18 protein-coding genes are annotated in these 24,851 nt (G+C 59.9%); 9 read left to right on the top strand and 9 right to left on the bottom strand.

Annotated features, from left to right (window positions below):
- The 5 genes from ACIPLA_RS03650 to ACIPLA_RS03630 all read right to left on the bottom strand — a co-directional run bounded on the left by ACIPLA_RS03650 (nt 1) and on the right by ACIPLA_RS03630 (nt 13,791).
- Nucleotides 1-8,946, bottom strand: a complete 8,946-nt coding sequence (locus ACIPLA_RS03650) for a DUF637 domain-containing protein (protein WP_401171535.1) — start codon at nt 8,944-8,946, stop codon at nt 1-3.
- Nucleotides 8,947-8,976: 30 nt separating this feature from the next.
- On the bottom strand, nt 8,977-10,686 hold the full coding sequence (locus ACIPLA_RS03645; RefSeq protein ID WP_401171755.1) for a ShlB/FhaC/HecB family hemolysin secretion/activation protein: 1,710 nt from the start codon (nt 10,684-10,686) through the stop codon (nt 8,977-8,979).
- Nucleotides 10,687-11,173: 487 nt separating this feature from the next.
- The gene (locus tag ACIPLA_RS03640) at nt 11,174-12,601 is read right to left on the bottom strand and encodes an FAD/NAD(P)-binding protein (protein WP_401171528.1); all 1,428 of its coding nucleotides are present in this window, start codon (nt 12,599-12,601) and stop codon (nt 11,174-11,176) included.
- A 158-nt stretch (nt 12,602-12,759) separates the two neighbouring features.
- Nucleotides 12,760-13,098: a hypothetical protein gene (locus tag ACIPLA_RS03635; protein WP_401171525.1), complete on the bottom strand. Its 339-nt coding sequence runs from the start codon at nt 13,096-13,098 to the stop codon at nt 12,760-12,762.
- A 129-nt stretch (nt 13,099-13,227) separates the two neighbouring features.
- Nucleotides 13,228-13,791 (bottom strand): helix-turn-helix domain-containing protein, encoded by a 564-nt coding sequence (locus tag ACIPLA_RS03630; RefSeq protein ID WP_401171523.1) that lies wholly within the window; start codon nt 13,789-13,791, stop codon nt 13,228-13,230.
- A 15-nt stretch (nt 13,792-13,806) separates the two neighbouring features.
- Here ACIPLA_RS03630 and ACIPLA_RS03625 point away from each other — a divergent pair, with 15 nt between their 5' ends.
- The 7 genes from ACIPLA_RS03625 (at nt 13,807) to ACIPLA_RS03595 (ending at nt 21,162) form a co-directional block, all read left to right on the top strand.
- Nucleotides 13,807-14,811: a DMT family transporter gene (locus tag ACIPLA_RS03625; protein WP_401171752.1), complete on the top strand. Its 1,005-nt coding sequence runs from the start codon at nt 13,807-13,809 to the stop codon at nt 14,809-14,811.
- Between the two features lie 275 nt (nt 14,812-15,086).
- Nucleotides 15,087-18,017: a monovalent cation/H+ antiporter subunit A gene (locus ACIPLA_RS03620; protein WP_401171521.1), complete on the top strand. Its 2,931-nt coding sequence runs from the start codon at nt 15,087-15,089 to the stop codon at nt 18,015-18,017.
- Nucleotides 18,017-18,361 carry a Na+/H+ antiporter subunit C gene (locus tag ACIPLA_RS03615; RefSeq protein WP_008029186.1) on the top strand — a complete coding sequence of 115 codons (345 nt, stop codon included), beginning with the start codon at nt 18,017-18,019 and terminating at the stop codon, nt 18,359-18,361. The genes ACIPLA_RS03620 and ACIPLA_RS03615 overlap by 1 nt, the downstream gene beginning before the upstream one ends.
- Complete coding sequence (locus ACIPLA_RS03610; protein ID WP_401171516.1) at nt 18,358-20,043, top strand: monovalent cation/H+ antiporter subunit D; 1,686 nt, start codon at nt 18,358-18,360, stop codon at nt 20,041-20,043. The genes ACIPLA_RS03615 and ACIPLA_RS03610 overlap by 4 nt, the downstream gene beginning before the upstream one ends.
- Nucleotides 20,040-20,528, top strand: coding sequence for a Na+/H+ antiporter subunit E (locus ACIPLA_RS03605; protein WP_192342790.1), 489 nt, complete (start codon nt 20,040-20,042; stop codon nt 20,526-20,528). The genes ACIPLA_RS03610 and ACIPLA_RS03605 overlap by 4 nt, the downstream gene beginning before the upstream one ends.
- Nucleotides 20,525-20,803 carry a K+/H+ antiporter subunit F gene (locus tag ACIPLA_RS03600; RefSeq protein ID WP_401171513.1) on the top strand — a complete coding sequence of 93 codons (279 nt, stop codon included), beginning with the start codon at nt 20,525-20,527 and terminating at the stop codon, nt 20,801-20,803. The genes ACIPLA_RS03605 and ACIPLA_RS03600 overlap by 4 nt, the downstream gene beginning before the upstream one ends.
- The gene (locus tag ACIPLA_RS03595; RefSeq protein ID WP_123360814.1) at nt 20,800-21,162 is read left to right on the top strand and encodes a Na+/H+ antiporter subunit G; all 363 of its coding nucleotides are present in this window, start codon (nt 20,800-20,802) and stop codon (nt 21,160-21,162) included. The genes ACIPLA_RS03600 and ACIPLA_RS03595 overlap by 4 nt, the downstream gene beginning before the upstream one ends.
- Before the next feature lie 145 nt (nt 21,163-21,307).
- Here ACIPLA_RS03595 and ACIPLA_RS03590 read toward each other — a convergent pair whose 3' ends face one another.
- The 4 genes from ACIPLA_RS03590 to ACIPLA_RS03575 all read right to left on the bottom strand — a co-directional run bounded on the left by ACIPLA_RS03590 (nt 21,308) and on the right by ACIPLA_RS03575 (nt 23,783).
- On the bottom strand, nt 21,308-21,745 hold the full coding sequence (locus ACIPLA_RS03590; RefSeq protein ID WP_218395150.1) for a DUF3995 domain-containing protein: 438 nt from the start codon (nt 21,743-21,745) through the stop codon (nt 21,308-21,310).
- A 228-nt stretch (nt 21,746-21,973) separates the two neighbouring features.
- Nucleotides 21,974-22,990, bottom strand: a complete 1,017-nt coding sequence (locus tag ACIPLA_RS03585) for an ABC transporter substrate-binding protein (protein WP_401171510.1) — start codon at nt 22,988-22,990, stop codon at nt 21,974-21,976.
- 119 nt (nt 22,991-23,109) lie between these two features.
- The gene (locus ACIPLA_RS03580) at nt 23,110-23,313 is read right to left on the bottom strand and encodes a hypothetical protein (protein WP_218394623.1); all 204 of its coding nucleotides are present in this window, start codon (nt 23,311-23,313) and stop codon (nt 23,110-23,112) included.
- Nucleotides 23,313-23,783 carry a hypothetical protein gene (locus ACIPLA_RS03575; RefSeq protein WP_008067697.1) on the bottom strand — a complete coding sequence of 157 codons (471 nt, stop codon included), beginning with the start codon at nt 23,781-23,783 and terminating at the stop codon, nt 23,313-23,315. The genes ACIPLA_RS03580 and ACIPLA_RS03575 overlap by 1 nt, the downstream gene beginning before the upstream one ends.
- Before the next feature lie 410 nt (nt 23,784-24,193).
- On the opposite strand from ACIPLA_RS03575, the gene ACIPLA_RS03570 reads away from it, so the two are divergent.
- Nucleotides 24,194-24,442 (top strand): hypothetical protein, encoded by a 249-nt coding sequence (locus ACIPLA_RS03570; RefSeq protein WP_218394622.1) that lies wholly within the window; start codon nt 24,194-24,196, stop codon nt 24,440-24,442.
- 157 nt (nt 24,443-24,599) lie between these two features.
- Complete coding sequence (locus ACIPLA_RS03565) at nt 24,600-24,830, top strand: hypothetical protein (protein ID WP_192342785.1); 231 nt, start codon at nt 24,600-24,602, stop codon at nt 24,828-24,830.
- The last annotated feature ends 21 nt before the right edge of the window (nt 24,831-24,851 follow it).

The following is a 24,851-nucleotide window of genomic DNA, read 5'->3' as shown; positions in this document are numbered from 1 at the left end:
TTATTTCCCCTTACTCATCGATTCCCACCCGACATGCCGAGCACCGTTATGGACAGCTTCGGGAACTAATTGCATCCTACCGGTATCCTGATGATGGTGCCAAGTGAATCCAGGAATCTTATCCTGACCACTGCGTATAGCTTTTAGTTGGACGTCTGAGAATAGCGAGCTTCGAATGGCACCACTGTCTATTTGCGTTCGCAAATCACGAGTCGCCATTCTCAACTGCCCATCGTAACTTGCAGCCCGAAAATCTCCGATATTGATATGCGTATCGAATTTTGCAATATCATCAAATATCGGAAAGCCTTTATTGTCAAAAACGACTCGGGTTTTCGAACCATCTGGCAGCGCAATGTCCTTATGCAACCCAGCCAGCTTTACATTTGGCATCCCAGCGGGGGGTACAGTAGTAGACACCACGTTTTCGGCACCATATTTTTCACCCAGCTCCTCTCTAATATTCCTAGAGTCATAAGGGACATCACCGAGATTACCTTGAATCGAGCAAGTCCCGCCGTTACAGCTATAGCAAGGCCCGATGTTATGTACCCATGTACTCAGCTTTCCGACATAGAATGTGTGCCCTATCTCAACAGTCAGGTTATACGTCGTACCTTGAGGCTGCAGCAATTCAACAGATAAAACATTGATCGAAGCATCCTGCGTCGCACCATCCCCTAACGACTGCAGCTGATCACCCGGTTTAAGCTCTATCAGCGGCACAAAGCCCTTGCGCCCCGGTACATAAAATGGGTGGCCCGGTGTCACTTGCAAGGTCTCGGTTGTACCCACGCCGGTGACGCCATTCTTCTCCAGTCTCAGCTGATAAATTGGCTGATCCGTTCGAATATGGGTGGCGGAGACCTTAGCGGCGAATGGTTCACCTCCCTGCTCAGGCTTGGTCCAGACGATATCGCCCACCTTGAGCGCATCAATTGCTCGCTCACCCTCAGGGGTGGCGACCATGGTTCCTGCAGCAAAGCAGCATGGGCTGTAGCCCGCCAACTTTGCCTCGGCTTGGGTAACGAACTGTTCAGTGCTTTTCCCGGCAGCGGCATCTACGCCTTTCCCTGCAACAGACTCGATCCCCCTCCCAGCAACAGCCTCCGCCCCTTTGACCGCCAATACATCTCGCGCTGCCAAGTCCTTGATTGCGCTCAGAAGCGGTCCCTTGCCCACCCCGCCTATGGGCATAAGCTCAGCAAGTAGCTTGAGATCAATATTCGAATTGACCCCGCCACTCGCCAGAACACGTAACCGGTCCATTTGCTCTGCTTGGGCCGCAGCATCGGCACTGAGCGCACCAATTTCAGGAAGCTTCCTGATAGCAATAGAATCCCCGTATTGCTCAGCCCACTTGTCCGGTACTACACCCATGCCATCTGGGGCGTTGTTGTAGGTGGAGTTGCTCGAAGGATTGAAGAGACGCGAGTCGTTGTACTGCCTGTCCGTAGAGGTGAACGCAACGACCTTGTCGCCGTTCGCGACGATGGGGCTCCCATCCGCCCACGTCAAAAGCACCTCCTCGTTCTGCAGTTGAGTGACCACTCCTCGGGCAACACGCAGATCGTCAGCCAAGTGCTGACCCTCTGGGTTATTCGGGCTATAGCCGGACAGAATTCCCTGTAGTTCATTGTTGGTCTGCTTATCGACCTCACCACCTGCTACGAATGTCAGTAGAGCGTTCCATTCGAAGCCAGATTGGCTTTTGCCAGTTGAGGCATCTAAATTCTTGGCCTCAAGAGCAAGTCTTTTCTCTTCTTGAACGTGTAATTTGCGGTTGTAAGACTGCGCATTCCCGGCGATTTCCGAGCCTAGAGAAACGTCGCCATCAACACTGGCTGCCGCCAGCAACCCCACCAGTTTGGACGCAGCGTTTACCAACCGGTCGTGCTCTGCGGGATCATCGCCACTGAGTAACGGTGTTTTATCCAAGGTCGCGATAAGCGCCTCATTAGCGCCCGCAGCGATCGCCCCCGTTTTAAAATCGCCACCCATTGCTTCTGAAAGCAACCCACCCACGACAGCATGCAGGGCGGTTTTACTTAGGCCGCTGTCTTGAAGTTTGAAGGCATCGCCAAAATCACCAACACCTGTGAAAGCAGTAGCCTGAAGCACATCGAAGACGCTGCCCTTCATTGCGTCCTTGAAGCTGCCTTGCCCAAGGGCTTCGGAAAGCGTTCCGCGCACCGCTCCGCCCGCCAATTGGATCGTACCGAACCGACCAATAGCTGCCGGGTCGTTCCAATGAGGTACTACGCTGGGACCACTCACTTTGTTAGTGATAGGGTCGCTCTGTGCGCCAAACCAGTTGCCACTGGCGTAATTCACAAATCCTGCTGAGGCGCCCGCGATCAGCGCTTGTTTCATGCTGTCGCTACTGAAGGTTTCCTTGAATGCGGCTCCCAGCTTGCCCTTGTTGTTTATCGTGCTGACCACGCCCGTACTGGCAAGGGAGGTCAACGACGCGGTGGCAATGATGTTTCCCAGACCTGCTGCCGTACCTGCGACAGCCGCACTGGTCGTCGTTGCAGCTGTGGCTGCCGTTGCCGCCGCCATAGTCGAGCCGGCGCCTGCAGCACTACCGGCTGCTGCCGCAAACGTACTGGCGGCACCTGCCGTCAATACCGTTACGACGATGATGATCGCAAGCATCGCCCCCTGACCAAGGCTGGAATGGCTGTACTTGAAGGAATCATGCAACTCCTTCACATGCCGCCAATCCACATCCCCGCGTTTCTCAGCCTCTTTCAACCAAGCCAATTGCGGATCAGCCTTCACCATCACATCAATGGTCTGGCTAACCGTGTTCTGATTAATCTGTCTGATATCAATCTTCAAGCCATCTACGGCCTTGATCGCCAACTGCCCCTGCGCCACCAACTCACTCTGGCGAAGCGTCTCGTCGGTATTGCCCTTGCCCTTGGCGCTGGTCCACGCCAGGTCACTCTTACTCTTCTCGTGACTCTCCTGATGCAGGTCCTTGACCGCCTCAAACGTCACCGCGCCGCCGCTGGCAATCGTCAGGTCGTTACCACTATTGAGCTTGGCCCGCTGATACAGCTGATCGCCACCACTGGCCAATGTCAGGTCGCCACCGGTCTTGATTTCTGTCCCTACGTTTGTGACGCGGGTAACTTCATCACGCTGGGTTTTCTTGGCGCCCCAGCCGCCTTTTTCTTTCATGTCGTAGAGGGTGTAGGTGCTGTTCTGCGCGGCCAGCAGGTTCAACCTATCCCCGCTGTACAGATACGCCTCATTTCCCGCACTGATCTTGCTCGCCACAATCGTCGTGTCGCGCCCAGCCTGGCTGGTGAAGTTCCTGCCCGCCGTCAGCACACTCGCCACTTGCGTCGTCTGATCATCCGAAGTCTTGATGCGCTTCTTGCCGTGCTTTTCCTTGCCCTCAACGTTGTGCATATCGCTGACCGACACGATGTTCAGGTCGCGCGCGGCCTGAACGTTCAGGTCTTTGCCGGCGGTCGCGGTGCTGCCGATAACGTTGACGTCTTGCCCGGCCTTCATGTTGAGGTCGCCGCCGACAGTAACGGTCGCGGCGAGGTTCTTCACGTCAGTGGTGATGCTCGACTTGTGGCCGCCGTCGCTGAATTCGTGTTTCTCGCTGGTATCGGTTTTGGCCGCCAGGTTGATGTCCCGGCCCGCCGTCAGGGTCGCGTTGCCGCCACTGCTCAAGGCGCCGTGGTTGGTCAGGTCGCGGCCGGCCGCAACGGCCAGGTTTTCCCGGGCACTGATGCTGCTGCCCGCATCGGTCAGGGTGCGCATGCCGGCGCCGTCACGGACCTGAATCGCGGTTCGGTCGTTGATGATGTCGCCCTTGAGCGCGACAAGGCTGACCTGGCTGGCGCGGATCTCGCCGGCCATGGCGTTGCGAATGCTGTCTTGCGCCAGTATTTGCAGGTCGTTGCCGGCCTCGACCAGCCCGCCCTGGTAGACGCTGCCGGTGCTTTGGAGGTTGAGGTTATTGCTGGCGCGCAGCGTGCCGACGTTGACCAGATCGCCGCCGGTGAACAGGTTCAAGTCCCGACCCTGGATCAGGCTGCTGCCGCGTACATTGCGGCTATCCGCCTGGGCCAGGTACAACACCGGCACGAGGACTTTTTGCCCGTCGACGATGCGGTTTTCCATCCAGACAATGTCATGGGTCAGCGCGCTGACCTGCTCGCCCGTCAACGAGACGCCAAGGCTCAGGCGCAGAGCGTCTTTGCTGGCGAGGGCGTTATCCATCAGGTAGCGGTATTGGTCGTAATCGCTGGTCAAACCGCCGGCGAGAAACCGCTGGCCGGTTTTCGCCAGCACCGCATCGCGAATCAGGCGCTGCTCGTAAAGGCCATCGCCGAGTCGACGCCAAGTGCTGTCGGCGTTGACGTTCAACAGCTTGAGCAGGTAGTCCGAACCAAAGAACTGCGACAGGTTCGTGAGGTTCGGGTTGGTCTCGATCAGGTAGCGGCTGGTCGGGTCGGGGTTCTTGATGAACAACCCGTAATCGCCCTTGGGCGTTTGGAAATTCGGCCCGGCCGTCGGGTCCACGGAGGTGAAAGGTAGCCCGCTGTAATCCACCGGTTTGAAGACGGTCTGTACGCTGCCATCCGCCGCGATACGCTCGATGGGTTGCACAACGGCAGGCGTCACGGCGGCGGCACTGGTCGCCTGCGGGTTGAGGTTGATATTGACCTCACCTACCCCGACGCCGGTCTGGTCGTCGCCCAGCGTACCGGTCAGTTGTTCGAGCGTGTTCTGGTGCAGCGTGCCGTTTTGCACGGTACGCGTGACGTTGAGGTTGACGGTGGCGCCGGCCTGAATGGTGGCGGCGTAGGTCGGCTCAAGGTTGTCGGTCCAGACGGTGACGTTGCTTTGTTCCTGGAAGCGGCTGTCGCTGGAGCGCGATTTCAGCAGCTCGAAGCGAGCGTCGTCGTAGTTGCCGGCGGCAACGGCCGCGTTGAAGGCCGGGACGTCGGTGAACTCCATCTGGTCCCAGTAACCGGTGGAAATGCGCCTCGGTGTACCGATCACGATGGTGTTCTGCCCGGTGCGAGTGGACGCGCCCTGGTTGAGCAGGTCATCGGCAATGATGGTCAGATTGTTGTTGGCAGCCAGCAAGCTGTAGCGGTTCTGCACGCTTGAGGCCTGGATGTTGAGGTCTTTGCCTGCAACCAGGCGCGCCGAAGCAGAGTCCTTGATAGCACGCTCGATGAACGTTTGGCCGATGGTGATCTTGCCGCGCTTGAAGGAGTCATGTCCGCCACAGTGTTGGCCGCACACCCAGCTCAAGGTGCCGCTCACCCGTTGTTGTTCCAGCTCGAATTCGGCCTTGGCGTTTTCCAGCGAGACGGCGTGAAGGCTGATATTGCCTTGGCTTTCGACGGTCCCGGAGAGGTTTCTGAAGCTTTGCGCGGCGGCGCCGTCGATGCCGGCGAAGCTTAGATTGCCGGCGCTATAGAGGTCGCCATACCAGTTGAGCAGGCTACTGGCGCGCAAGGTCATGTCGCCGCCGCTGAACAGCAATGTATCGGCGCCGTTGGTGATGCCGCCGGTGGCGGTGAGGTTGACTTTGCCTTGGGCACCCAGTGTGCCGTGGTTGTCGATTTGCGCCGCGTCGATGCGCAGGTTCTGGCGGGCAGTCAGGTAACCGAGGTTATCCAGCGTACCGCTCAGGTTGAGGCGTGTGTCGGTGCCGGCTCCCATGCTTCCGCCGTTCTGGCGGACATCATGGGCGGTGATAGCCAGCATTTTCTGTGCGGATAACCGACCGCTGTTGAACAGATCACCCGTAAGGTTCAGCGTGAGGTCGCCATCGCTGAGCAGCTCGCCGCCGTTGCTCAGGCTGCCAAGGTTGAGCACCAGTTCGGTGCTGCTGGCCAGGCGATCGCCGGACTGAAGCGTCAGCGAGTCGCTGGTGTAAGTCAGGGCCTCGTTGAGCTGTGCACGCCCCAGCCCATCCACCGCGCCAAAGTTCCAGTCGCCGCTGCCCAGGCCGGTGATGTCACCACCGGCACCGGTCAGGCGATCGAGGTGCAGGGTAAATAACCCGGTGTTGGCGTGTTCGAGGGTCCCGGTACGGTTATCCAGCGTGCTGGATTTGAAACTGAACGACGAGTTACCGACCTCGATGGTGCCGTTGTGGTTATTGACGGTGTCGCTGAAATCGAGCGTGCTGATGTCGTCTGTCGAGACGTGAAGAGTACTGACGTTGTTGCCCAGGGCACGGATCCGCCCGGAAGCGCTGTTGTCCAGCGTGCCGCCCTGGAGTGCAAGCCAGGTGTTCGATTCGATCAGGCCGCCCTGGTTGGTCAGTTGGTCGGCCGTCAGGTCAACGGTGTTGCCACTGAGCTGTCCACCGCTGTTGTCCAGCGTGGAGCCTTTGAACACCAGCGCGGTCTTGGCGAAGAGTTTGCCGGCGCGGCTGGTCAGTGAATCGACGGTCAACTTCAGTTCACCCGCCAGGCTGGCGATCATGCCGGCCTTGGTGCCATCGCTGCTGTTATCGAGACTGCCGGCGGTCACCTCGACGGTGTCGCCCTGGATCGTGCCGCCAAGGTTGCCGATGCTGCCCTTGCCGAGCTTCAGGCTGGCAAGCCCACCGTCGGCGAGAATAACGCCGCCGCTGTTGTCCAGTTGGTTCCCGCGGTAGGTCAACCCACCGGCCCCTGCGACCAGTTGCCCCTTCTGACCGTTGAGCAAAGTGGCCGCCTGAAGGCCCAGTTGCTGGCCGCGAATCGTGCCACCCCGGTTGTCGATCAGGCTCGCGCCGGTGACGGTGGCCGTGTTGTTACCGGCATCGATCACACCGGTCAGGTTGCTCAACAGGTTGCTGACATTCAGGACAACGTCGCCGCCATTGCTGACCAGTGCGCCCTTGCCGTTGTTGATCAGGCGTTGAGCATCGACCTGGATGGTTTTACCGAGCACTGTGCCCGCGCTGTTGTCCAGCCAGCCACCTTGCAGCAAAAGGCCGCCGTCGCTCTGAATGTGCCCCTTGTTATTGAGCAACTGCGCCTTGATGGCCGACGGATCGAAGATCAGGCTCATGCCCTGGGCGCCTGCCGCCAGCAGCCCCGCGTTGCTGTTGTCGAGCCCCGAGGCGTTCAGATCAATGCGCTCGCCGACGATTTTCCCGCCGCGGTTGTCGACCTGCCCCCCCGGCGCGCGAATGCTGACCTTGGACCCCAGCACGCTGCCGAGCTGGTTATCGAGGCTCGAGGCTTTCAGATCGAGGTCACCGTTGACCGCCAGCAGCCTGCCGCCCTGGTTGATGACCTCCTGGCCCGTGACTGAAAGCTGGTTTTGCGCCTGGAGAGTGCCCGAAGTGTTATCGAACCTGCCGCGGGTGTTCACCCGCGCATTACCGGCGCTGGCAGAAAGCAGGCCGGAGCGATTATCAAGCGTGGTGGTATCGACAATAAGGCCGCCGGCGTCGATTTGCCCGCCATGGTTATCCAGCTGGCGAGCGGTGATTGTCAGGCTGCCGCCCAGCACCTGGATCAAACCTTCGCGGTTGTCCAGGCTGTCGAGTTGCAAGGACGCCGCCTGCCCCGCGCCAAAGCGGATCACCCCTGCCAGGTTGACGATGGCCGGTGTATTGATCACCAGCGACTGGTCACCGACGATTCGCGCAGCAGCGCCCTGATTGGTAACCCGGGCGCTGGTCAGATCGACCGCCGCGCCCTGAACCACGCCTTGATTGGTCAGGGTTGTGCTCGCACGGATACTCAACGAGCGACTGGCTTCAAGACTGCCGCTGTTGGTCACGGAGGGGCTGGTGATGCTCAGGTCGCCCGTGGTGTTGCGGCTGTTATCGGCCTCGATGCCCGCGGCAATCACGCCGGAGTTACTGAGTTTGTCGGCATTGATGTCGATGCGGTTGCGGGCGGCCAGACTCTGCCGGTTGACCAGCTCGCCGGGCGTACGTACATCGACGCTGCCGGCGTAAGCCTTGCCGGTCATCTCGACACTCTGCGCGTTGACCCGCAAGGCACCTTGGGCCGATGTCTGCGCCATGCTCAGATGGCCGCCGGCATCGATTTGAATATCGCCGGTACTGGCGGCCATGTTGCCCGCCAGCTTGACCCCGACGCCCTGCTCGGTGCCCACCAGTTTGATGGTGTTGGCATACATCCCGCCCAGCGCCGCCGCATCGATTGCCAGTTGAGGCTTGTCGGCATCACGGGCCGCGCGAGGGGTGGTGGCCAGGCTGTCGGCGTTGACGTTGTTGGCACCGGTAATGACATTCAATTGCCGGGCATGGATGTCTGCGTTGATCTTCGCCGAACGGGTAATCAGGTCGAATTGATCAACGTTGGCCGCATCAAGCCCCATGCCATCGATGGTGATGCTGCCGCCATCAACCTCGAAGTGATCAAGCTTGCCGCTGCCGTCGAGTACAGGCTTGCCGGTGCTGAGGGTCACGCGCGGCGTGTTGATGAAGCCGCAACCGTTACAGCTCACGCCGTAAGGGTTGGCGATGATGACCCGCGCTGACTGGCCTGCCACTTCGGTGTAGCCGTTGAGCTGGCTGGGGCTACCGCCGTTGACTTCGTTGAGAATGGTGCCGGCTGCCCGTCCACCGAGCTGGCTGTTGCCCAGGATGTGGCCGCCCAGTTGGGTGTTCTGCACTGCGTTCGTCGCGTTGTTGAGGATCACGCCCTGGCGACCGACGTTGTAATCCTTGAACTGGTTGTGCGAGAGCCCGGCCCCGTTGGGCGCGGCAATATTGATCACCGGTACGCCGTTGCCGGCCTGCCCTATGCCGGTCTGCGTGTTGCCACTGACGGCGATGCCCTCGGCCTGGGCCCAGATCGGCTGCCAGAACATGACGTTCGCCAGCAGCAATGCCAGCAAGCGTTTGGGCATGCCCAGGAAGTGCGTGCGAGGGGCCACGGCAGCCGAAGGCTGGCGGGACAGAAAGGCAAGCTGGTGAACGTCCATATTCAGAATCTCGACGCGATAACAAATGAATTAAAGAAACAGGTCGACCTGGAAATAGATCGGCGCCTCGCGCTCGGTGAGCACGGTGGGGCGTTCCAGCGAGTGGGCGAACGTCACGCGAGTGGCGAGGTACTTGCCACGGGCGAAGAGCTCCAGGGAGTTGCTGGACATTCGGCCATGCACTTCGCTGTTGTATCGGTCATTGCTGATCACGCCTTGGTCATAGCCGACACTGGTGCCGTACTCGCTCAGTGCCGGGCGCAGCCAATCGACCGTCACCGGGCGGGTCCAGCGCAATTCGTTGCGCCAGTAACCGCCGCTGTCTCCGGATAAAAACTGGTCTTTATAGCCACGCACCGATGAACTGCCACCCAGGCTGATGCGTTGCGGGCTGAACAACACGTCTTCACTGCGCTGGCCCGTGGCGAGGCTGCTGAACGTGAAGGACTCGCCCAGCCAGTTGAACGGCAACAGGTAACTGGCCGTGGCGGTGTACTTTCGATAGCGAGCGTTGGCGGTAAGATTGCCGGCATCATCACGACGCTGGTCGTTGCCTTGTGCATCCAGCGCGCCGATGCCCTGCTGCATGCCCAGGTCCAGGTTGACGAACGACTGGCCAATACGCCGGCCGTGGTTGATACCCAACTGGGCTTCGGTAATACGCTGGCTGCTGTTATCCAGGCGGCTATCTTCGATGTAGTTGTTAGTGCGCAGATGGGCGAAGCCGGCATTGATCGACGTTTTGCTCACTGCATCGCGATGGACGAGGCGCTCGGCGCGAAATTGATGATTCTCGCTGTCGCCGCTCTGGCTGAAGTTGAAACCATTGCCTTGGGCCTGGGAGCGGTATTCGCTCTGGCTGTAGGTATAACTGAAGTTCCACCAGCCCCAAGGCACGTTGTAATAGAGCATGGCGTTTTTCGAGGTTTTCTGGTGATCGCTCACCGCGTCATGGCCGCCGCGCAACATCAACTGGTCGGCCAGCCCCAGCGGGCTGTCCCACTCAAAGCCTGCGCCCCACTGCTGTTCACCGGTGCTTTTCTGACCGTCGTTATTACGCGACAGGTTGGCACGCCAAGGCTTTTGCGGGTTGTTCTTGACCAGCACGTTACTGCCGCCGACCTGAACGCCGGGGGTCAGTTCCATTTGCGCCTGGTTGGAGGGCAAGCGGTTCAACTGATCCACCAGTTGTTCTATTTCACGAAGATTGAGCAATTCGCCCGTTTTACCGGGGAAGGTCATGGACAGTTCCCGATCGGAAATATGGCTGTCGTCAGCGCCCTTCAAACCCTCGAGTTTGCCCTCGACTACAAACACACTTAAGTGGCCGCTGGAGAGGTCTTGCTGCGGCAAGTAAGCGCGGCTGGTGATCATGCCCTTGCCGATGTAATGGTCGGTGATGACCTTGAGCAATTCGTTGAGTTGCGAGACGCCCAGGCATTGACCGATATAAGGCTTGAGCAAGCGCTCGCGGTCGGCAGCGGACAGACTGTCGGCGCCCTTGAGTTCGATGTCTTTGATAGGAAAGCAACGTGTATCCACCGGGGCGGCCGGTGTTGCGGGCAATGTTGGCTTGCCCGGCAGTTCCTTGAGTTCTTCCAGTCGACGCTGCTGTTCTTCAATCAGGCGGTTCTGGCGATCGCGGATCAGGTCCTGGTCGCCCGGCGTTGGCAGGCTGGCGCCATCGGCGCTGCTCTGTGTACCCAAGCCAAGCAATAGCGCGCACAGCACCGGCCACATCCGTGGGGAGATAAGCATAACGCTCCATGTCATAAGTGCTGAGGGCGTACATTGATGCCCGCAGGGGAAGGGTCGTGGTCACCCTGAAATTGATGCCAGAAATGCTGGCTAAATGACGCCAGCCATCACGGACGGTAAACAGACCCCACACATTTTGAAAAATTCAGCCGACAAGGAAATTAATATCAATTGTGTCAGACCAACTGAACCACGCGGCGGGCTCGATACAGCAGCGAGAGGCTTGCCCCCGTTGGGTTGCGGCCAGCAGGGTTGCGTTATCGACCTCGGGGTCGACGTGGAAAAGAGTGTCGTTTAAACAATGCTTGTTTAGTGGCCTGAGCGTTGTAGTGACTGTACTGGCCTCTTCGCGAGCAAGCCCGCTCCCACAGGGGATCTTCGGTGAACACACTATCTGTGTACGCCTGAGATCAAATGTGGGAGCGGGCTTGCTCGCGAAGAGGCCCGAAAGACCCCCTCCAACTGTCGGTCAATCCACCAATCGCGCCGCAAGAGACTTGGCCTGGCTCGCCACGTCGGTCACTGCCGTGCTCTCCCACCACATCCCGCGCAGCGGCGGGCCCATGGCGAACAAACGGTTGGCGACCAGCCCATCAGCGCCTGACACCGCGCCGTCATCCGCGGCCGCAATGCCCAACGCCAATGGCCCCGGCCGCACCAGCCCGCGTGCCAATAGCTGCTGCGGCAATGGCCGCGCCACCCGCCGCCAGTCGTATTCGATGCCGCTGGAATTGATCAGTGCCGCGCCGTGCACCACGCAGGTTTCGGCCTCGCCACGGCGACGGATGCGGATACTCACCCCACCGCTCACCGAAGGCTCCAACCCTTTGAACGATGCAGCATGAATCCGCAACCGCCCTTCCCCGTGCAGCCGCGCCACCAACTCGGCACTCAACGGCGGTGAGCGATGGTGATGGCTCTCCCACCACGGCCGCACATGGCGCACGAATTGCCGGCGTTGCACGTCCGTCGCCTGATTCCACAACCGCCCGATGTGCGCCCGCACCGTGTCGAGTGGCGCTTGCCAGTCGATGCCTTGGGCGATGGCGTCGCGGCAATGCCGACGCAGTTCGCGCATCAGCTGACGCGGTGTGCGAATGCTGTGGTCCTCGGCCAAAAAATCCGCCCAGGCCGGCGGCTGCCTACGCACGTGAGGCAGCAGACCATGACGGGAAAACACTTCGATCGGCCCGCGATGCCCGGCCTGCTCCAGCGACACGACGGCATCGACCATGGTCAGCCCGGAACCGATGATCAGCACCGTGGATTGTGGATCGAGCTGCCGCATAGAAGCCACGTCCCACGGGTCGAGGGCGGCGGCGTTCAGGCCGCTGGATTCGGTCTGTGGCGTGCGTGCGGCGGGGAACATACCGGTGGCCAGTACCGCATAGGCGCCTTGCAAGCATTGCCCATCACTCAAGGTCAATTGCACTGAATCGCCCCGGGTTTGCAGGTCCACCACTTCGGCACGCACATGTTCGACGGTCGAACCGTGGCGCTCACCCACTGCTTGCGCTTCGGCCAGACGCTGCTGCACATAGACCCCAAACAGCCCACGCGGCGGGAACAATTCACTGACTGGCACATGTTGCTGATCCGACTCCGGCCATCCACCCGCCGCGATGTGTTCGGTGAGCCATTGGGTCAAATCATCAGCGTTGTCGGGATCGACACTCATGCGCGCCGCGTTGCCGTTAAGCGTATGCCCCAGTTCGACCGCGCTATAGGCCTCGCCTCGACCAAGTTCGGCGCGGGGCTCGATCACCAGCACCTGACGCTTGCCCGGCAAACGCAACAACTGCGCCGCCAGCATCGTGCCGCTCAGGCCACCACCGATGATCAGGATATCCGCGTGGCGGATGGGTTTGGTCGCCTGTCCGCTTGGGGTGTCAGTCATGGCACTCTCACTGGTCAATGTTTACCTGAATGGACGTCGGGCATATCGCCCCATGCAGTCACTCATCGGCGCTGCCGGACAGCCCAACGTAGAAGAAAACACATCAACTAAAAAATGCAAGATGTTCCACTGTTGCCCCGCCAACAGCCTGGCCTGTCTCACCAACGCATCGATACGCCCAAATCGAGCACTTCGCTTTTATGGAATGGATCGTCGACCCAATACCGCATCTGCATTCCCCCCACCCACAGACTGTTAAAAAATGCGCAAGCAGGAATCAAGAATGATGCTCGTCCCTCTTGAAGTGGAATCACTAATCTATTGGGAGTGTTGCCAACCTTGTATTCAAGGGTCACCTGCGGTCCCGGATAGACGTTCCGGTTCAATTCAATATCGACCCGGGCACCGGCAATGACATCTTCGATATTGTCGCCGTAGGCCACGGGTAGTACGGGTGCAGGTAAAAGCTCTGACGGCTTTTTGTGATTAATAGACATGTCTGAATCCGATGTTAAGGAGTAGGCCGCCATTCGCCGGCGCACTCATCATTGTTGGATCCGAGGCACATCGTCTACTGTGAGAAGCAACAGGTATATACGTGTTTTACGCGACAGAATCGGCACCGATCAAATCACCACATTACGCACAAAGCGCGCCGCCACGTCCCCCTCATTGCGATAGGAATGCGGCTGATTACTGGCAAACATAAAGAACTCACCGGCCGCGATTTTCTGCGGCTCGTTGCCGAGCATCAGGGTCAGGCAGCCTTCAAACACATAAATCTGTTCGCTATAGCCATCGGCATCCGGCTCCGAGGGGTAATGCTCGCCCGGCTCAAGGCGCCATTCCCAGAGTTCCACTTCACGAGTGGCGGTAGCTTTGGCCAGCAACACCGCTTTACTGCCAGGGATCGTGCCGGCCCAGGCCAGTTCATTGATGCGGCTCGGGTCGCGGGCTTCAGGGGCCTGGATCAAGTCGCTGAAGGCTACGTCCAGCGCTTCGGCCACGCGGTCGAGGGTGGTCAGGCTGACGTTCTTCTCGCCGGCCTCGATGGCCACCAGCATGCGGCGACTGACACCGGACTTTTCGGCCAGGGCGCTCTGGCTCATGTCGGCGGCATGGCGCAGACGTCGGACGTTCTGGCTGACGTGCTGGAGGACCGACGCTCGTTGGGTGGAATCTTTGTGCACTATATTGCTCACTTGATGGTGTTGCGCAGTATACTGCCCAACTTCCGGCGCATTGTGCGTCTCCCTCAGGTAGCGCGCAAGGTCATGACGTCGATGAACTCCTCCCCTGCTTCCTCCCGCTTCTCACGGTTCAGCAAAGCTGAGTGCGTGCTGGTGCTGATCACCATGGTCTGGGGCGGAACCTTTTTGCTGGTGCAGCATGCGATGACCGTCAGCGGGCCGATGTTTTTCGTCGGTCTGCGTTTTGCTGCGGCGGCGAGCATCGTGGCGCTGTTCTCCTGGCGTCATCTGCGCGAACTGACCCTGTTCGAACTCAAGGCCGGGGCGTTTATCGGCGTGGCGATCATGCTCGGTTACGGCTTGCAGACCGTGGGTTTGCAGAGCATTCCCAGCAGTCAGTCGGCGTTTATTACCGCACTGTATGTGCCGTTCGTGCCGTTGCTGCAATGGCTGGTGCTGGGACGGCGTCCGGGGTTGATGCCGAGCATCGGGATCATGCTGGCCTTTACCGGGTTGATGTTGCTGTCGGGACCGTCCGGCGCTTCGTTCAATTTCAGCCCTGGTGAAATCGCCACATTGATCAGCGCCGTGGCGATTGCGGCGGAGATCATTCTGATCAGCACCTATGCCGGCCAGGTCGACGTGCGCCGGGTGACGGTGGTGCAGCTGGCGGTGACTTCGGTGCTGGCGTTTCTGATGGTGGTACCGACTCAGGAAGTGATTCCGGGGTTCTCCTGGCTGCTGTTGTGCAGCGCATTGGGCCTGGGCGCGGCGAGTGCGGCGATTCAGGTGGCGATGAACTGGGCGCAGAAGAGTGTTTCGCCGACGCGGGCGACGTTGATCTATGCCGGAGAGCCGGTGTGGGCCGGGATTGTCGGGCGGATCGCCGGGGAGCGGTTGCCGGCGATTGCGTTGGTTGGCGCGGGGTTGATTGTCGCGGCGGTGATTGTCAGTGAGTTGAAGACCAAGGGTAAGGTTGTTACGGCGCAAGAGGATTTGGAGCGGGAAACACAAGGGTAAGACCCGATATCTGCGGCGTCTGATGGATCGTCTTCGCGAGCAAGCCCGCTCCCACAGGGGATCTACGGCGTACACACAATGAGTGTCGCACCGAAACCCTAATGTGGGAGCGGGCTTGCTCGCGAAGGGGCCGGGACAAGCGAAATCGCGCTCACTGAAACAATGATAAACACGAATTTGCCGTTTATTTTGTAGGATTCTGCGACAGCTTGGCGTTTGGTGATCGGGGAGCTGGCACGTATGATGCTTCACAAACTTCCGCAGATTAGAAGCCTATGTCTCTGATAGTTCTACTGCTTCTGCCTTTTATCGGCAGCTGTCTGGCAGCCTTGCTGCCGCACAATGCGCGTAACACCGAATCGCTGTTGGCTGGCCTGGTGGCCCTGATTGGCACCGTGCAGGTCGCGCTCTTGTACCCGCAAATCGCCGATGGCGGCGTGATCCGCGAAGAGTTCTTCTGGCTACCGAGCCTGGGCCTGAACTTCGTTCTGCGCATGGATGGTTTCGCCTGGCTGTTCTCGATGCTGGTGCTGGGCATCGGCACGCTGGTTTCGCTATACGCCCGCTACTACATGTCGCCGGATGATCCGGTGCCGCGTTTCTTCGCGTTTTTCCTGGCGTTCATGGGCGCCATGCTGGGGTTGGTGATCTCCGGCAACCTGATCCAGATCGTGTTTTTCTGGGAGCTGACCAGCCTCTTTTCATTCCTGTTGATCGGCTACTGGCACCACCGCGCCGATGCGCGACGTGGCGCCTATATGGCGTTGATGGTCACCGGTGCCGGTGGTTTGTGTTTGCTGGCGGGGGTCATGCTGCTCGGGCATGTGGTGGGCAGCTATGACCTGGACAAGGTCTTGGCCGCCGGCGATCTGATCCGCGCACATGCCCTCTACCCTATTCTGCTGCCCCTGATCCTGATTGGCGCCTTGAGCAAAAGTGCGCAATTCCCCTTCCACTTCTGGCTGCCCCACGCCATGGCGGCGCCGACACCGGTCTCGGCGTATCTGCACTCGGCGACCATGGTCAAGGCCGGGGTCTTCCTGCTCGCACGCCTGTGGCCGTCGCTGTCCGGCAGTGAAGAATGGTTCTACATTGTCGGCGGGGCCGGGGCCTGTACGCTGTTGCTCGGTGCTTACTGCGCGATGTTCCAGAACGACCTCAAGGGCCTGCTGGCCTACTCGACCATCAGCCACCTGGGCCTGATCACTTTGCTGCTGGGCCTGAACAGTCCGCTAGCCGCCGTCGCCGCAGTGTTCCACATTCTCAACCACGCCACGTTCAAGGCTTCGCTGTTCATGGCCGCCGGGATCATCGACCACGAAAGCGGCACCCGGGATATTCGCAAACTCAGCGGCCTGATCAAACTGATCCCGTTCACCGCCACCCTGGCCATGGTCGCCAGTGCCTCCATGGCCGGCGTGCCGCTGCTCAACGGCTTCCTGTCGAAAGAAATGTTCTTCGCCGAAACCGTGTTCATCAACGCGACGGCCTGGATCGAGATGACCCTGCCGATCGTCGCGACCATCGCCGGGACGTTCAGCGTGGCTTACTCCCTGCGCTTCACTGTCGATGTGTTCTTCGGCCCGACCGCCACCGACCTGCCGCACACCCCGCACGAGCCGCCACGCTGGATGCGCGCGCCGGTGGAATTGCTGGTGTTTACCTGTCTGGTGGTGGGGATCTTCCCCGCTCAAGTGGTCGGCCCGTTGCTCGCGGCGGCGGCATTGCCGGTGGTGGGCGGGACGCTGCCCGAGTACAACCTGGCGATCTGGCACGGCTGGAACGCGCCGATGATCATGAGCCTGATCGCCATGTCCTGCGGCATCATCCTCTATCTGCTGTTGCGCAATCAGCTCAAGCGCGGGCGTTTCTCGCACCCGCCGGTGATCAGCCACTTCAATGGCAAGCGCCTGTTCGAGCGCAGCCTGGTGATCATGATGCGCCTGGCCCGTCGCCTGGAGCGGCGGATCAGCACCCGGCGCCTGCAAACCCAACTGTTTCTGGTGGTGCTCGCCGCGGTGCTGGCCGGGTTGATCCCGATGCTGCACAGCAGCCTGAGCTGGGGCGACCGACCGAAGATTCCGGGCTCGATCGTGTTCGTGATCCTCTGGCTGCTGGCGATTGCCTGTGCCCTTGGCGCGGCGTGGCAAGCCAAGTATCACCGGCTCGCGGCCCTGACCATGGTCAGCGTCTGCGGCTTGATGACCTGCGTGACCTTCGTCTGGTTCTCGGCGCCGGATCTGGCCCTGACGCAATTGGCGGTGGAAGTGGTGACCACGGTGTTGATCCTCCTCGGCCTGCGCTGGCTGCCACGACGAATCGAAGAGGTGTCGCCGTTACCGAGCAGCCTGCGCAAGGCACGCATCCGCCGTATCCGCGACTTGCTGCTGTCGATCGCGGTCGGAGGCGGCATGGCGCTGCTGTCCTACGCGATGCTGACCCGCCAGACGCCCAACGACATTTCATCGTTCTACCTCAGTCGCGCCCTGCCTGAAGGCGGCGGCAGCAACGTGGTCAACGTGATGCTAGTGGACTTCCGTGGCTTCGACACCCTCGGCGAAATCACCGTGCTGGTGGCGGTGGCCCTGGCTGTGTTCGCCCTGCTGCGACGCTTCCGTCCACCGAAAGAAAGCCTGCAACTGCCGGCCCAACAGCGCTTGCTGGCGCCCGACGTGGTCACCGATCTGGTCAACCCGCGTCATGCCAGCGACACCGCGCTCGGTTTCATGATGGTGCCTGCGGTGCTGGTGCGTCTGCTGCTGCCAATTGCGTTTGTGGTGTCGGTCTACCTGTTCATGCGCGGGCACAATCAACCCGGTGGCGGTTTCGTCGCCGGTCTGGTGATGTCGGTGGCGTTCATCCTGCAATACATGGTCGCCGGCACCCAGTGGGTCGAGGCGCAAATGAGCCTGCGACCGCTGCGCTGGATGGGCACCGGGCTGCTGTTTGCCACAGTCACCGGGCTCGGGGCGATGGTGGCCGGGTATCCATTCCTTACCACTCACACCTGGCATCTCGCATTGCCGCTGCTCGGCGAGATTCACATCGCCAGCGCACTGTTCTTCGACATTGGCGTGTACGCCGTGGTGGTCGGCTCGACGCTGTTGATCCTGACCGCCCTCGCCCACCAATCGGTACGCGGTCATAAAACCAGCGCGCAACCCAAGCCCGTGGCCAAAGCAGCTGCCACGCAAGGAGCCATCTGATGGAAGAAGTCATCGCAATCGCCATTGGCGTGCTGGCCGCGTCCGGCGTGTGGCTGGTGCTGCGGCCACGGACATTCCAGGTGGTCATGGGCCTGTGCCTGCTGTCCTACGGCGTCAACCTGTTCATCTTCAGCATGGGCAGCCTGTTCATCGGCAAGGAGCCGAACATCAAGGATGGCGTGCCTCAGGATTTGCTGCACTACACCGACCCGCTGCCGCAAGCGTTGGTGCTGACCGCGATCGTCATCAGCTTCGCCATGACCGCGCTGTTCCTGGTGGTGCTGCTCGCCTCCCGGGGCCTGACCGGCACCGACCATGTGGATGGCCGGGAGCCTAAAGAATGAATCCAATGGCGCACCTGATCGCAGCCCCCATTCTGCTACCGCTGCTGACCGCCGCGGTGATGCTGATGCTGGGCGAAAAACACCGCCCGTTAAAGGCCAAAATCAATCTGTTCTCCAGCCTGCTGGGGCTGGGCATTGCCGTGATGCTGCTGCAATGGACGCAAACCACCGGCGTGCCGGGCTCCATCGGTGTGTACCTGCCGGGCAACTGGCAGGTGCCGTTCGGCATTGTGCTGGTGGTCGATCGTCTGTCGGCGCTGATGCTGGTGCTGACCGGGATCATCGGCGTCAGTGCCCTGCTATTCGCCATGGCCCGCTGGGACGGTGCGGGCTCGAGTTTCCACGCGCTGTTCCAGATTCAGTTGATGGGCCTGTACGGCGCCTTCCTGACGGCGGACCTATTCAACCTGTTCGTGTTTTTCGAAGTGCTGCTGGCCGCCTCTTACGGGCTGATGCTGCACGGTTCGGGCCGGGCGCGGGTGTCGTCGGGGCTGCATTACATTTCGATCAATCTGCTGGCCTCGTCGCTGTTTTTGATCGGCGCGGCGTTGATCTACGGCGTTACTGGCACGCTGAACATGGCCGACCTGGCGCTGAAAATCCCGCTGGTGCCGGAGGCCGATCGCGGCTTGCTGCATGCCGGCGCGGCGATTCTGGCGGTGGCGTTCCTGGCCAAGGCCGGGATGTGGCCGCTGAATTTCTGGCTGGTGCCGGCCTACTCCGCGGCCAGCGCTCCGGTGGCGGCGATGTTCGCGATCATGACCAAGGTCGGCGTCTACACCTTGCTGCGTTTGTGGACGCTGCTGTTCTCTGGGCAGGCCGGCGCATCGGCGTACTTCGGTGGCGACTGGCTGATCTACGGCGGCATGGCGACCATCGTTTGCGCCGCCGTGGCGATCCTCGCCGCGCAACGCCTGGAGCGCATGGCCAGCCTGAGCATTCTGGTATCGGCAGGCATCCTGTTGTCGGCCATCGGTTTCGCCCAGCCGAACCTGATCGGCGCGGCGCTGTTCTATCTGGTCAGCTCGACCCTGGCCTTGAGCGCGCTGTTCCTGCTGGCCGAATTGATCGAGCGCTCGCGTTCGGCCAACGAAATGCCGCTGTTCGACGACGGCGAGCTGCTGCCACGACCCTTGGAATCCTTGCAGCCGCCCAAAGGCTTCAACCTCGATGACGACCGCAAAGCCGTGGTCGGCCAGGTGATTCCCTGGACCATGGCGTTCCTCGGTTTGAGCTTTATCGCCTGCGCCCTGCTGATCATCGGCATGCCGCCACTTTCCGGGTTTATCGGCAAACTCAGCCTGCTCAGCGCTTTGCTCAATCCGCTGGGTCTGGGCAATGGCAGTGACGAACCGGTGTCGAACAGCGCGTGGGGGTTGCTCGCCCTGTTGATTCTGTCCGGGCTGGCCTCGCTGATCGCTTTCTCGCGTTTGGGCATCCAGCGTTTCTGGACCCCGCAAGAGCGGCCGTCGCCCTTGCTGCGGCGCCTGGAATGCGTGCCAATCGTCGTTCTGCTGGGGCTGAGTATTGCGCTGACGTTCAAGGCCGAACCGCTGCTGCGCTACACCCAAGCGGCGGCCGTTGCATTGAACAACCCGCAGCAATACGTGATGGCGGTGCTCGAAACCCGTGTAATTCCAGGCCCGCAAGCCAAGGCAGCGCTGCTGGAGGTGCAACCATGAAGCGCCTGTTTCCTGCACCTTGGTTGTCGTTGGCGTTGTGGCTGCTGTGGCTGGTGTTGAACCTGTCGATGAGCCCCGGCAATCTGCTGTTGGGCGCGATATTAGGGCTCTGCGCGCCGTTGATGATGCGCAAGCTGCGGCCGCGGCTGGTCCGCATTCGTCGGCCAGGGGTAATCCTGCGTTTGTTCTTGCTGGTCGGGCGCGATGTGATCGTGTCCAACCTCGCCGTGGCCTGGGGCGTGCTCAACGCGGGCCGTCGTGCGCCCCGCTCGCGGTTCATCAAGGTGCCGCTGGATTTGCGCGATGCCAACGGCCTCGCGGCGCTGTCGATGATCTGCACGGTGGTGCCCGGCACGGTCTGGTCGGAATTGGCGCTCGATCGCAGCATTTTGCTGCTGCACGTCTTCGATCTGGATGATGAAAGTCGATTCATCCAGCACTTCAAGACGACCTACGAGCGCCCCTTGATGGAGATCTTCGAATGAGCGCATTGCTGTCGAACGCGATCCTGCTGAGCCTGTTCATCTTTTCAATGGCGATGATTCTGACCCTGATCCGGCTATTCAAGGGTCCATCGGCCCAGGACCGGGTTCTGGCCCTGGATTACCTGTACATCATCGCCATGCTGATAATGCTTGCGCTGGGCATTCGTTATGCCAGTGACACTTACTTCGAGGCGGCGCTGCTGATCGCCCTGTTCGGCTTCGTCGGCTCGTTTGCCCTGGCCAAATTCCTGCTGCGTGGCGAGGTGATCGAATGAGGCCTGAACTGTCTCTGTGGGTGGAAATTGCGGTGGCGATTCTGCTGGTGCTGAGCAGCCTGTTTACGCTGATCGGCGCGGTCGGGTTGCTGCGAATGAAGGACTATTTCCAGCGCATGCACCCACCGGCGCTGGCCTCGACTTTAGGCGCATGGTGCGTGGCACTGGCTTCGATCATTTACTTTTCGGCGCTCAAGTCGGCGCCCGTGCTGCATGCCTGGCTGATTCCGGTTCTGTTGTCGATCACCGTGCCGGTGACCACGCTGCTGCTGGCCCGGGCGGCGTTGTTTCGCAAGCGCATGGCGGGGGATGATGTGCCGGCTGAGGTGAGTAGTCGGCGTACGGAAACGGGGAGTTAAATCCGCGGGTTTTGTGTTGATTGATAGGGCCTCTTCGCGAGCAAGCCCGCTCCCACATTGGATCTGTGCCGTACACATCATCTGTGTTCACTGAACATCCAATGTGGGAGCGGGCTTGCTCGCGAAGGCGATTGCCCGGTCACCCTCAGATCCAGGCCACTGTCAGCAATCCGGCCCCCAATACCACACACAGCGGCGAATACGCCCACGTATCAAGGCGGGCAAATCTCGAGTCCTTCTCCTGCTTGAAGAACCCCACCAAATTCGAATCGCCGATCGCCCGGGCGAACATCAGCATCGCGATCGCGCTGATCACCCACTGCAGGGACCAATGATGCACCGTGGGCAGATACAATCCGACCCGCAGGCACACCAGCATCGCGATCAGCAGTAAACCCACCGCCACCAGCAACGTGCCAAAGCCCGACGGCTTGAACGCCGGCCTTGATGCCTCACCGCCCTCCCCGGACACACGCGGCACCGCCGCCTCGCTGCCCCATTTGCCACCCGCCGCCCAATACAGGTGGACCAGGCTGATCAATAAAAAGATTGCAGCAATCCATTGCGCGACCAAAAGACTCATATTCAGGCATCCGGTATGAAATGTTGCAGCAGGATGAACTTCCTCACGCGTTTTTGTAAGGGTATTCGTCATTGACGGAGTTCCCCTTGTGGGAGCGGGCTTGCTCGCGAAGACGGCGGCACATCCAACCTGGAGGTGACTGACGAACCGCTTTCGCGAGCAAGCCCGCTCCCACACTGGATTCGCGTCGGCCAGGAATACCGGGATCAATCCAGTCCTCTGCCCCCTCTATTTCAGGGCGGCAGAAACTTTATCCGCCACATCCTTCGGCACCCAGGTCTGCCATACGTCCGGGTGCGCCTTCATGAAGGCCTCTGCCGCCTGACGTGGCGGGGTGTGTTTTTCGCTCATGTCAGCCAGGGCCTTGTTCAACGCTTCGATCGGTAAATCGACCTTGGTGAAGAACTCGGCAATCTGCGGGTATTGTTTTTGAAATGGCGTGGACACGCCGATGGACAGCTTGGAGGGCAGCGAACGCGTTGGTTTCGGATGGGGGTTGTCCGCGTCGGTCAGGGTTTTCCAGGCGTCGGCGTCGAACGGTGGCTCTTGCAACTGAATCAGCTTGAAACGGCCGAGCAACGGCGTCGGCGACCAGTAATAGAACAGGACCGGCTTGCCGCGACGAATCGACGAGCTGATCTCTGCGTCCAGTGCCGCCCCCGAACCACTGCGAAAATTCACGTAACTGTCGTCCAGCCCATACGCCTTGAGCTTCTGCTTGTTGACCACTTCCGACGTCCAGCCGATCGGGCTGTTGAGAAAACGCCCCTTGCCCGGGGTTTCCGGGTCTTTGAACACGTCTTTGTAGCGTGGCAGATCACTGATACTGCGCAGATCCGGTGCCATCGGCTTGATGCCCTTGGCCGGGTCGCCCTTGATCACATACTCCGGCACCCACCAGCCCTCGGTAGCACCCTTGACCGTATCGCCCAGGGCCGCGACTTTGCCCTCGGCCTCAGCCTTGACCCAGACCGGACTGCGACCGGCCCATTCCTCGCCAATGACCTGAATGTCATTGTTGGCCAGCGCGGTCTCCAGGGTAATGGTCGTCCCCGGTAAGGTGTCGGTCGGCAAGCCATAGCCCTTCTCGACGATGATCCGCAGGATATCGGTGATCAGGCTGCCGCTTTCCCAGTTCAGGTCGGCGAAATGAATCGGCGCCTGGGCAGAGAACACCGGAACGGGTGAAGCCAATAAACCGAACGTGGCCAGGGTAGCGGCCAGTAACCGTCGAAATCCCCTCATGCTTTTGCACCTCGCGCTGTTCACAGCAATAGCAGGATGGCCTGACAAAGAAGACCGCAAGCCTCTGAATACTCAGTCATCTGACTGTAGTTGAGGTTCCTGCTTTCGAGGGACGAGGATTAACTTTCGCAAGGTTCCTGCAAGCGTGCAAGCTCTCTTCTGACCATGCTGGCGTACGCCGCCGGACGCAACAGGTAAATCTGTGACGCCACCCAACTCAGCCAGGCTCCCTGTAGAACGGCCTTTTGAGCCAACAAGCGCTGCGCCTCGGCGTGGGCACTGGCCTGGTTCTGTTCGTGGAAGTCGGCGCGGGTCAGGGTCATTACTCGCTGGCCTTGAAAGTCACCAGTTCGCCCTTGCGCCACTTGGCGGCCTTGGCGGTCACGGCTTTCAGGGTTTTGGTCAGGCCTTCCTGCAATTGTTGATGGGCCGCGAACACCATCACCACACTATGACCTTCCTTGAACACAATGCCGTGGCCGTCTGCGGTGGTCACGAACGCGTAATCCCCCAGCCCGTACACCGTCAGTTTGATTTCGCGGAACTTGATGTCCAGCTTGCCGCCTTCGCGGCTGGGCAATACGGAAGCACTGAAATGGTCGCCGACCTTGAGTTTAAGCCCTGGCTTGTCATCCACCACCAGCGCTGCTTCGGTGTCGAGCTCGGCAATGTAAATGCCTTCAGCGTTCTGTTCGGTGATGTAGACGAAACGTGACTGAAACTGTTTAACCAGCTTTGCGCGCAAATCACCCAGTACGAACAAAGCATGCATATCGAGATTACTTACTGCCAAGGAAACATCCCCACATCTGAAAATGACGCCGTACGCGGGAAACGCGCACAGCAGAAAAAAGCGGCAATGCCGAGGTGTAGCCAAATGACCCGGGTCGAATCCTGGAATGAGCAGAGGGCCCATTCATCGTGAGGTTTGAGAAGATTACTGGAACATCCCTCACGTCGTCTTGCCTGGCGGTCGTCAGATGTTGAAGGAAAACGCCCTTCTGACGGCCAGATAAAACCGGATTACCAACTTTAGGGAAAATTCTCTTTAAAAAAAGCACTTTTCCGACATATCGCCAGTAAAAAATTGCTTTAGATGGGCATCAATCGCCAACCATCAATGGCGATTCTAGAGCAGCCATGCTCACCGAGACTACCCATAACACCGTACACACGTCGGTAAAACCACGAAAAGGACTTCATATGTGCACACTGACTCACTTTGCCCAGCCTCACATCCGACACACAAATGGCTCGTCATCTCTGCATTCGATGGTGTTCCACGAGCAGGATTTCCTGCCTGAAGAGCGTCTGCTCCCACGTTTTCAGGTGGTATTGGCCGGCAACGCCTTTTTCCACATCAGGGAAATATCCACCGGACGTGTAAGAGGTTTCCGCGGCAACCATAACGATGCCTGCGCCCTTGCCCGTTTACTCGAGGAACGCAGTTGAGGCACCTGCAGCGCTCACTTCTATAGACGTTTCGTCACACCGGTGACTTAACTCAGCCGCCGACAGGCAACTACTGCCATACTGCCCGACCAATGAAACCCGCCCCCAGGGCGGACGGCGCTCAACACAACAACTATTTCCAAGGGAAGACTGCTACGTGACGGAATTTGATATCGGTGAATTTTTTATCCGGGGCGAAGCCAGAGAGGTCGAAGGCGAATTCCAGGCAGTCATTATCATGCGCGCCAAACCGCCGTTGACCACTGTGACGTCTCACCAGGTCGAAAAGGATCGCTGGTTCAAGACCGCGGATGTCGCGGCCGTTGCCGCCCAGGATGCCGCCAAGGCGCTGAAGCTTGCCGTCGATGAAGGTGCATTGAAGACCTGATCATCGGATTTGCAGTCTATG

Origin of the sequence: Pseudomonas sp. NPDC086112 (genome assembly GCF_044746425.1) — a bacterium.
Taxonomy (GTDB): Bacteria; Pseudomonadota; Gammaproteobacteria; order Pseudomonadales; family Pseudomonadaceae; genus Aquipseudomonas.
Note: the sequence above shows the minus strand (reverse complement) of the source record. Positions and strands in the feature narration are given on the sequence as shown.

What these genes read in the sequence shown, in the direction of transcription:
- ACIPLA_RS03625 (WP_401171752.1), top strand. Translation starts at nt 13,807, where the DNA reads ATGGTGTTGCGCAGTATACTGCCCAACTTCCGGCGCATTGTGCGTCTC.
- ACIPLA_RS03570 (WP_218394622.1), top strand. Translation starts at nt 24,194, where the DNA reads ATGTGCACACTGACTCACTTTGCCCAGCCTCACATCCGACACACAAAT.
- ACIPLA_RS03585 (WP_401171510.1), bottom strand. Translation starts at nt 22,990, where the DNA reads ATGAGGGGATTTCGACGGTTACTGGCCGCTACCCTGGCCACGTTCGGT.
- ACIPLA_RS03580 (WP_218394623.1), bottom strand. Translation starts at nt 23,313, where the DNA reads ATGACCCTGACCCGCGCCGACTTCCACGAACAGAACCAGGCCAGTGCC.
- ACIPLA_RS03635 (WP_401171525.1), bottom strand. Translation starts at nt 13,098, where the DNA reads ATGTCTATTAATCACAAAAAGCCGTCAGAGCTTTTACCTGCACCCGTA.
- ACIPLA_RS03620 (WP_401171521.1), top strand. Translation starts at nt 15,087, where the DNA reads ATGTCTCTGATAGTTCTACTGCTTCTGCCTTTTATCGGCAGCTGTCTG.
- ACIPLA_RS03640 (WP_401171528.1), bottom strand. Translation starts at nt 12,601, where the DNA reads ATGACTGACACCCCAAGCGGACAGGCGACCAAACCCATCCGCCACGCG.
- ACIPLA_RS03605 (WP_192342790.1), top strand. Translation starts at nt 20,040, where the DNA reads ATGAAGCGCCTGTTTCCTGCACCTTGGTTGTCGTTGGCGTTGTGGCTG.
- ACIPLA_RS03590 (WP_218395150.1), bottom strand. Translation starts at nt 21,745, where the DNA reads ATGAGTCTTTTGGTCGCGCAATGGATTGCTGCAATCTTTTTATTGATC.
- ACIPLA_RS03610 (WP_401171516.1), top strand. Translation starts at nt 18,358, where the DNA reads ATGAATCCAATGGCGCACCTGATCGCAGCCCCCATTCTGCTACCGCTG.
- ACIPLA_RS03595 (WP_123360814.1), top strand. Translation starts at nt 20,800, where the DNA reads ATGAGGCCTGAACTGTCTCTGTGGGTGGAAATTGCGGTGGCGATTCTG.
- ACIPLA_RS03650 (WP_401171535.1), bottom strand. Translation starts at nt 8,946, where the DNA reads ATGGACGTTCACCAGCTTGCCTTTCTGTCCCGCCAGCCTTCGGCTGCC.
- ACIPLA_RS03615 (WP_008029186.1), top strand. Translation starts at nt 18,017, where the DNA reads ATGGAAGAAGTCATCGCAATCGCCATTGGCGTGCTGGCCGCGTCCGGC.
- ACIPLA_RS03600 (WP_401171513.1), top strand. Translation starts at nt 20,525, where the DNA reads ATGAGCGCATTGCTGTCGAACGCGATCCTGCTGAGCCTGTTCATCTTT.
- ACIPLA_RS03645 (WP_401171755.1), bottom strand. Translation starts at nt 10,686, where the DNA reads ATGTGGCCGGTGCTGTGCGCGCTATTGCTTGGCTTGGGTACACAGAGC.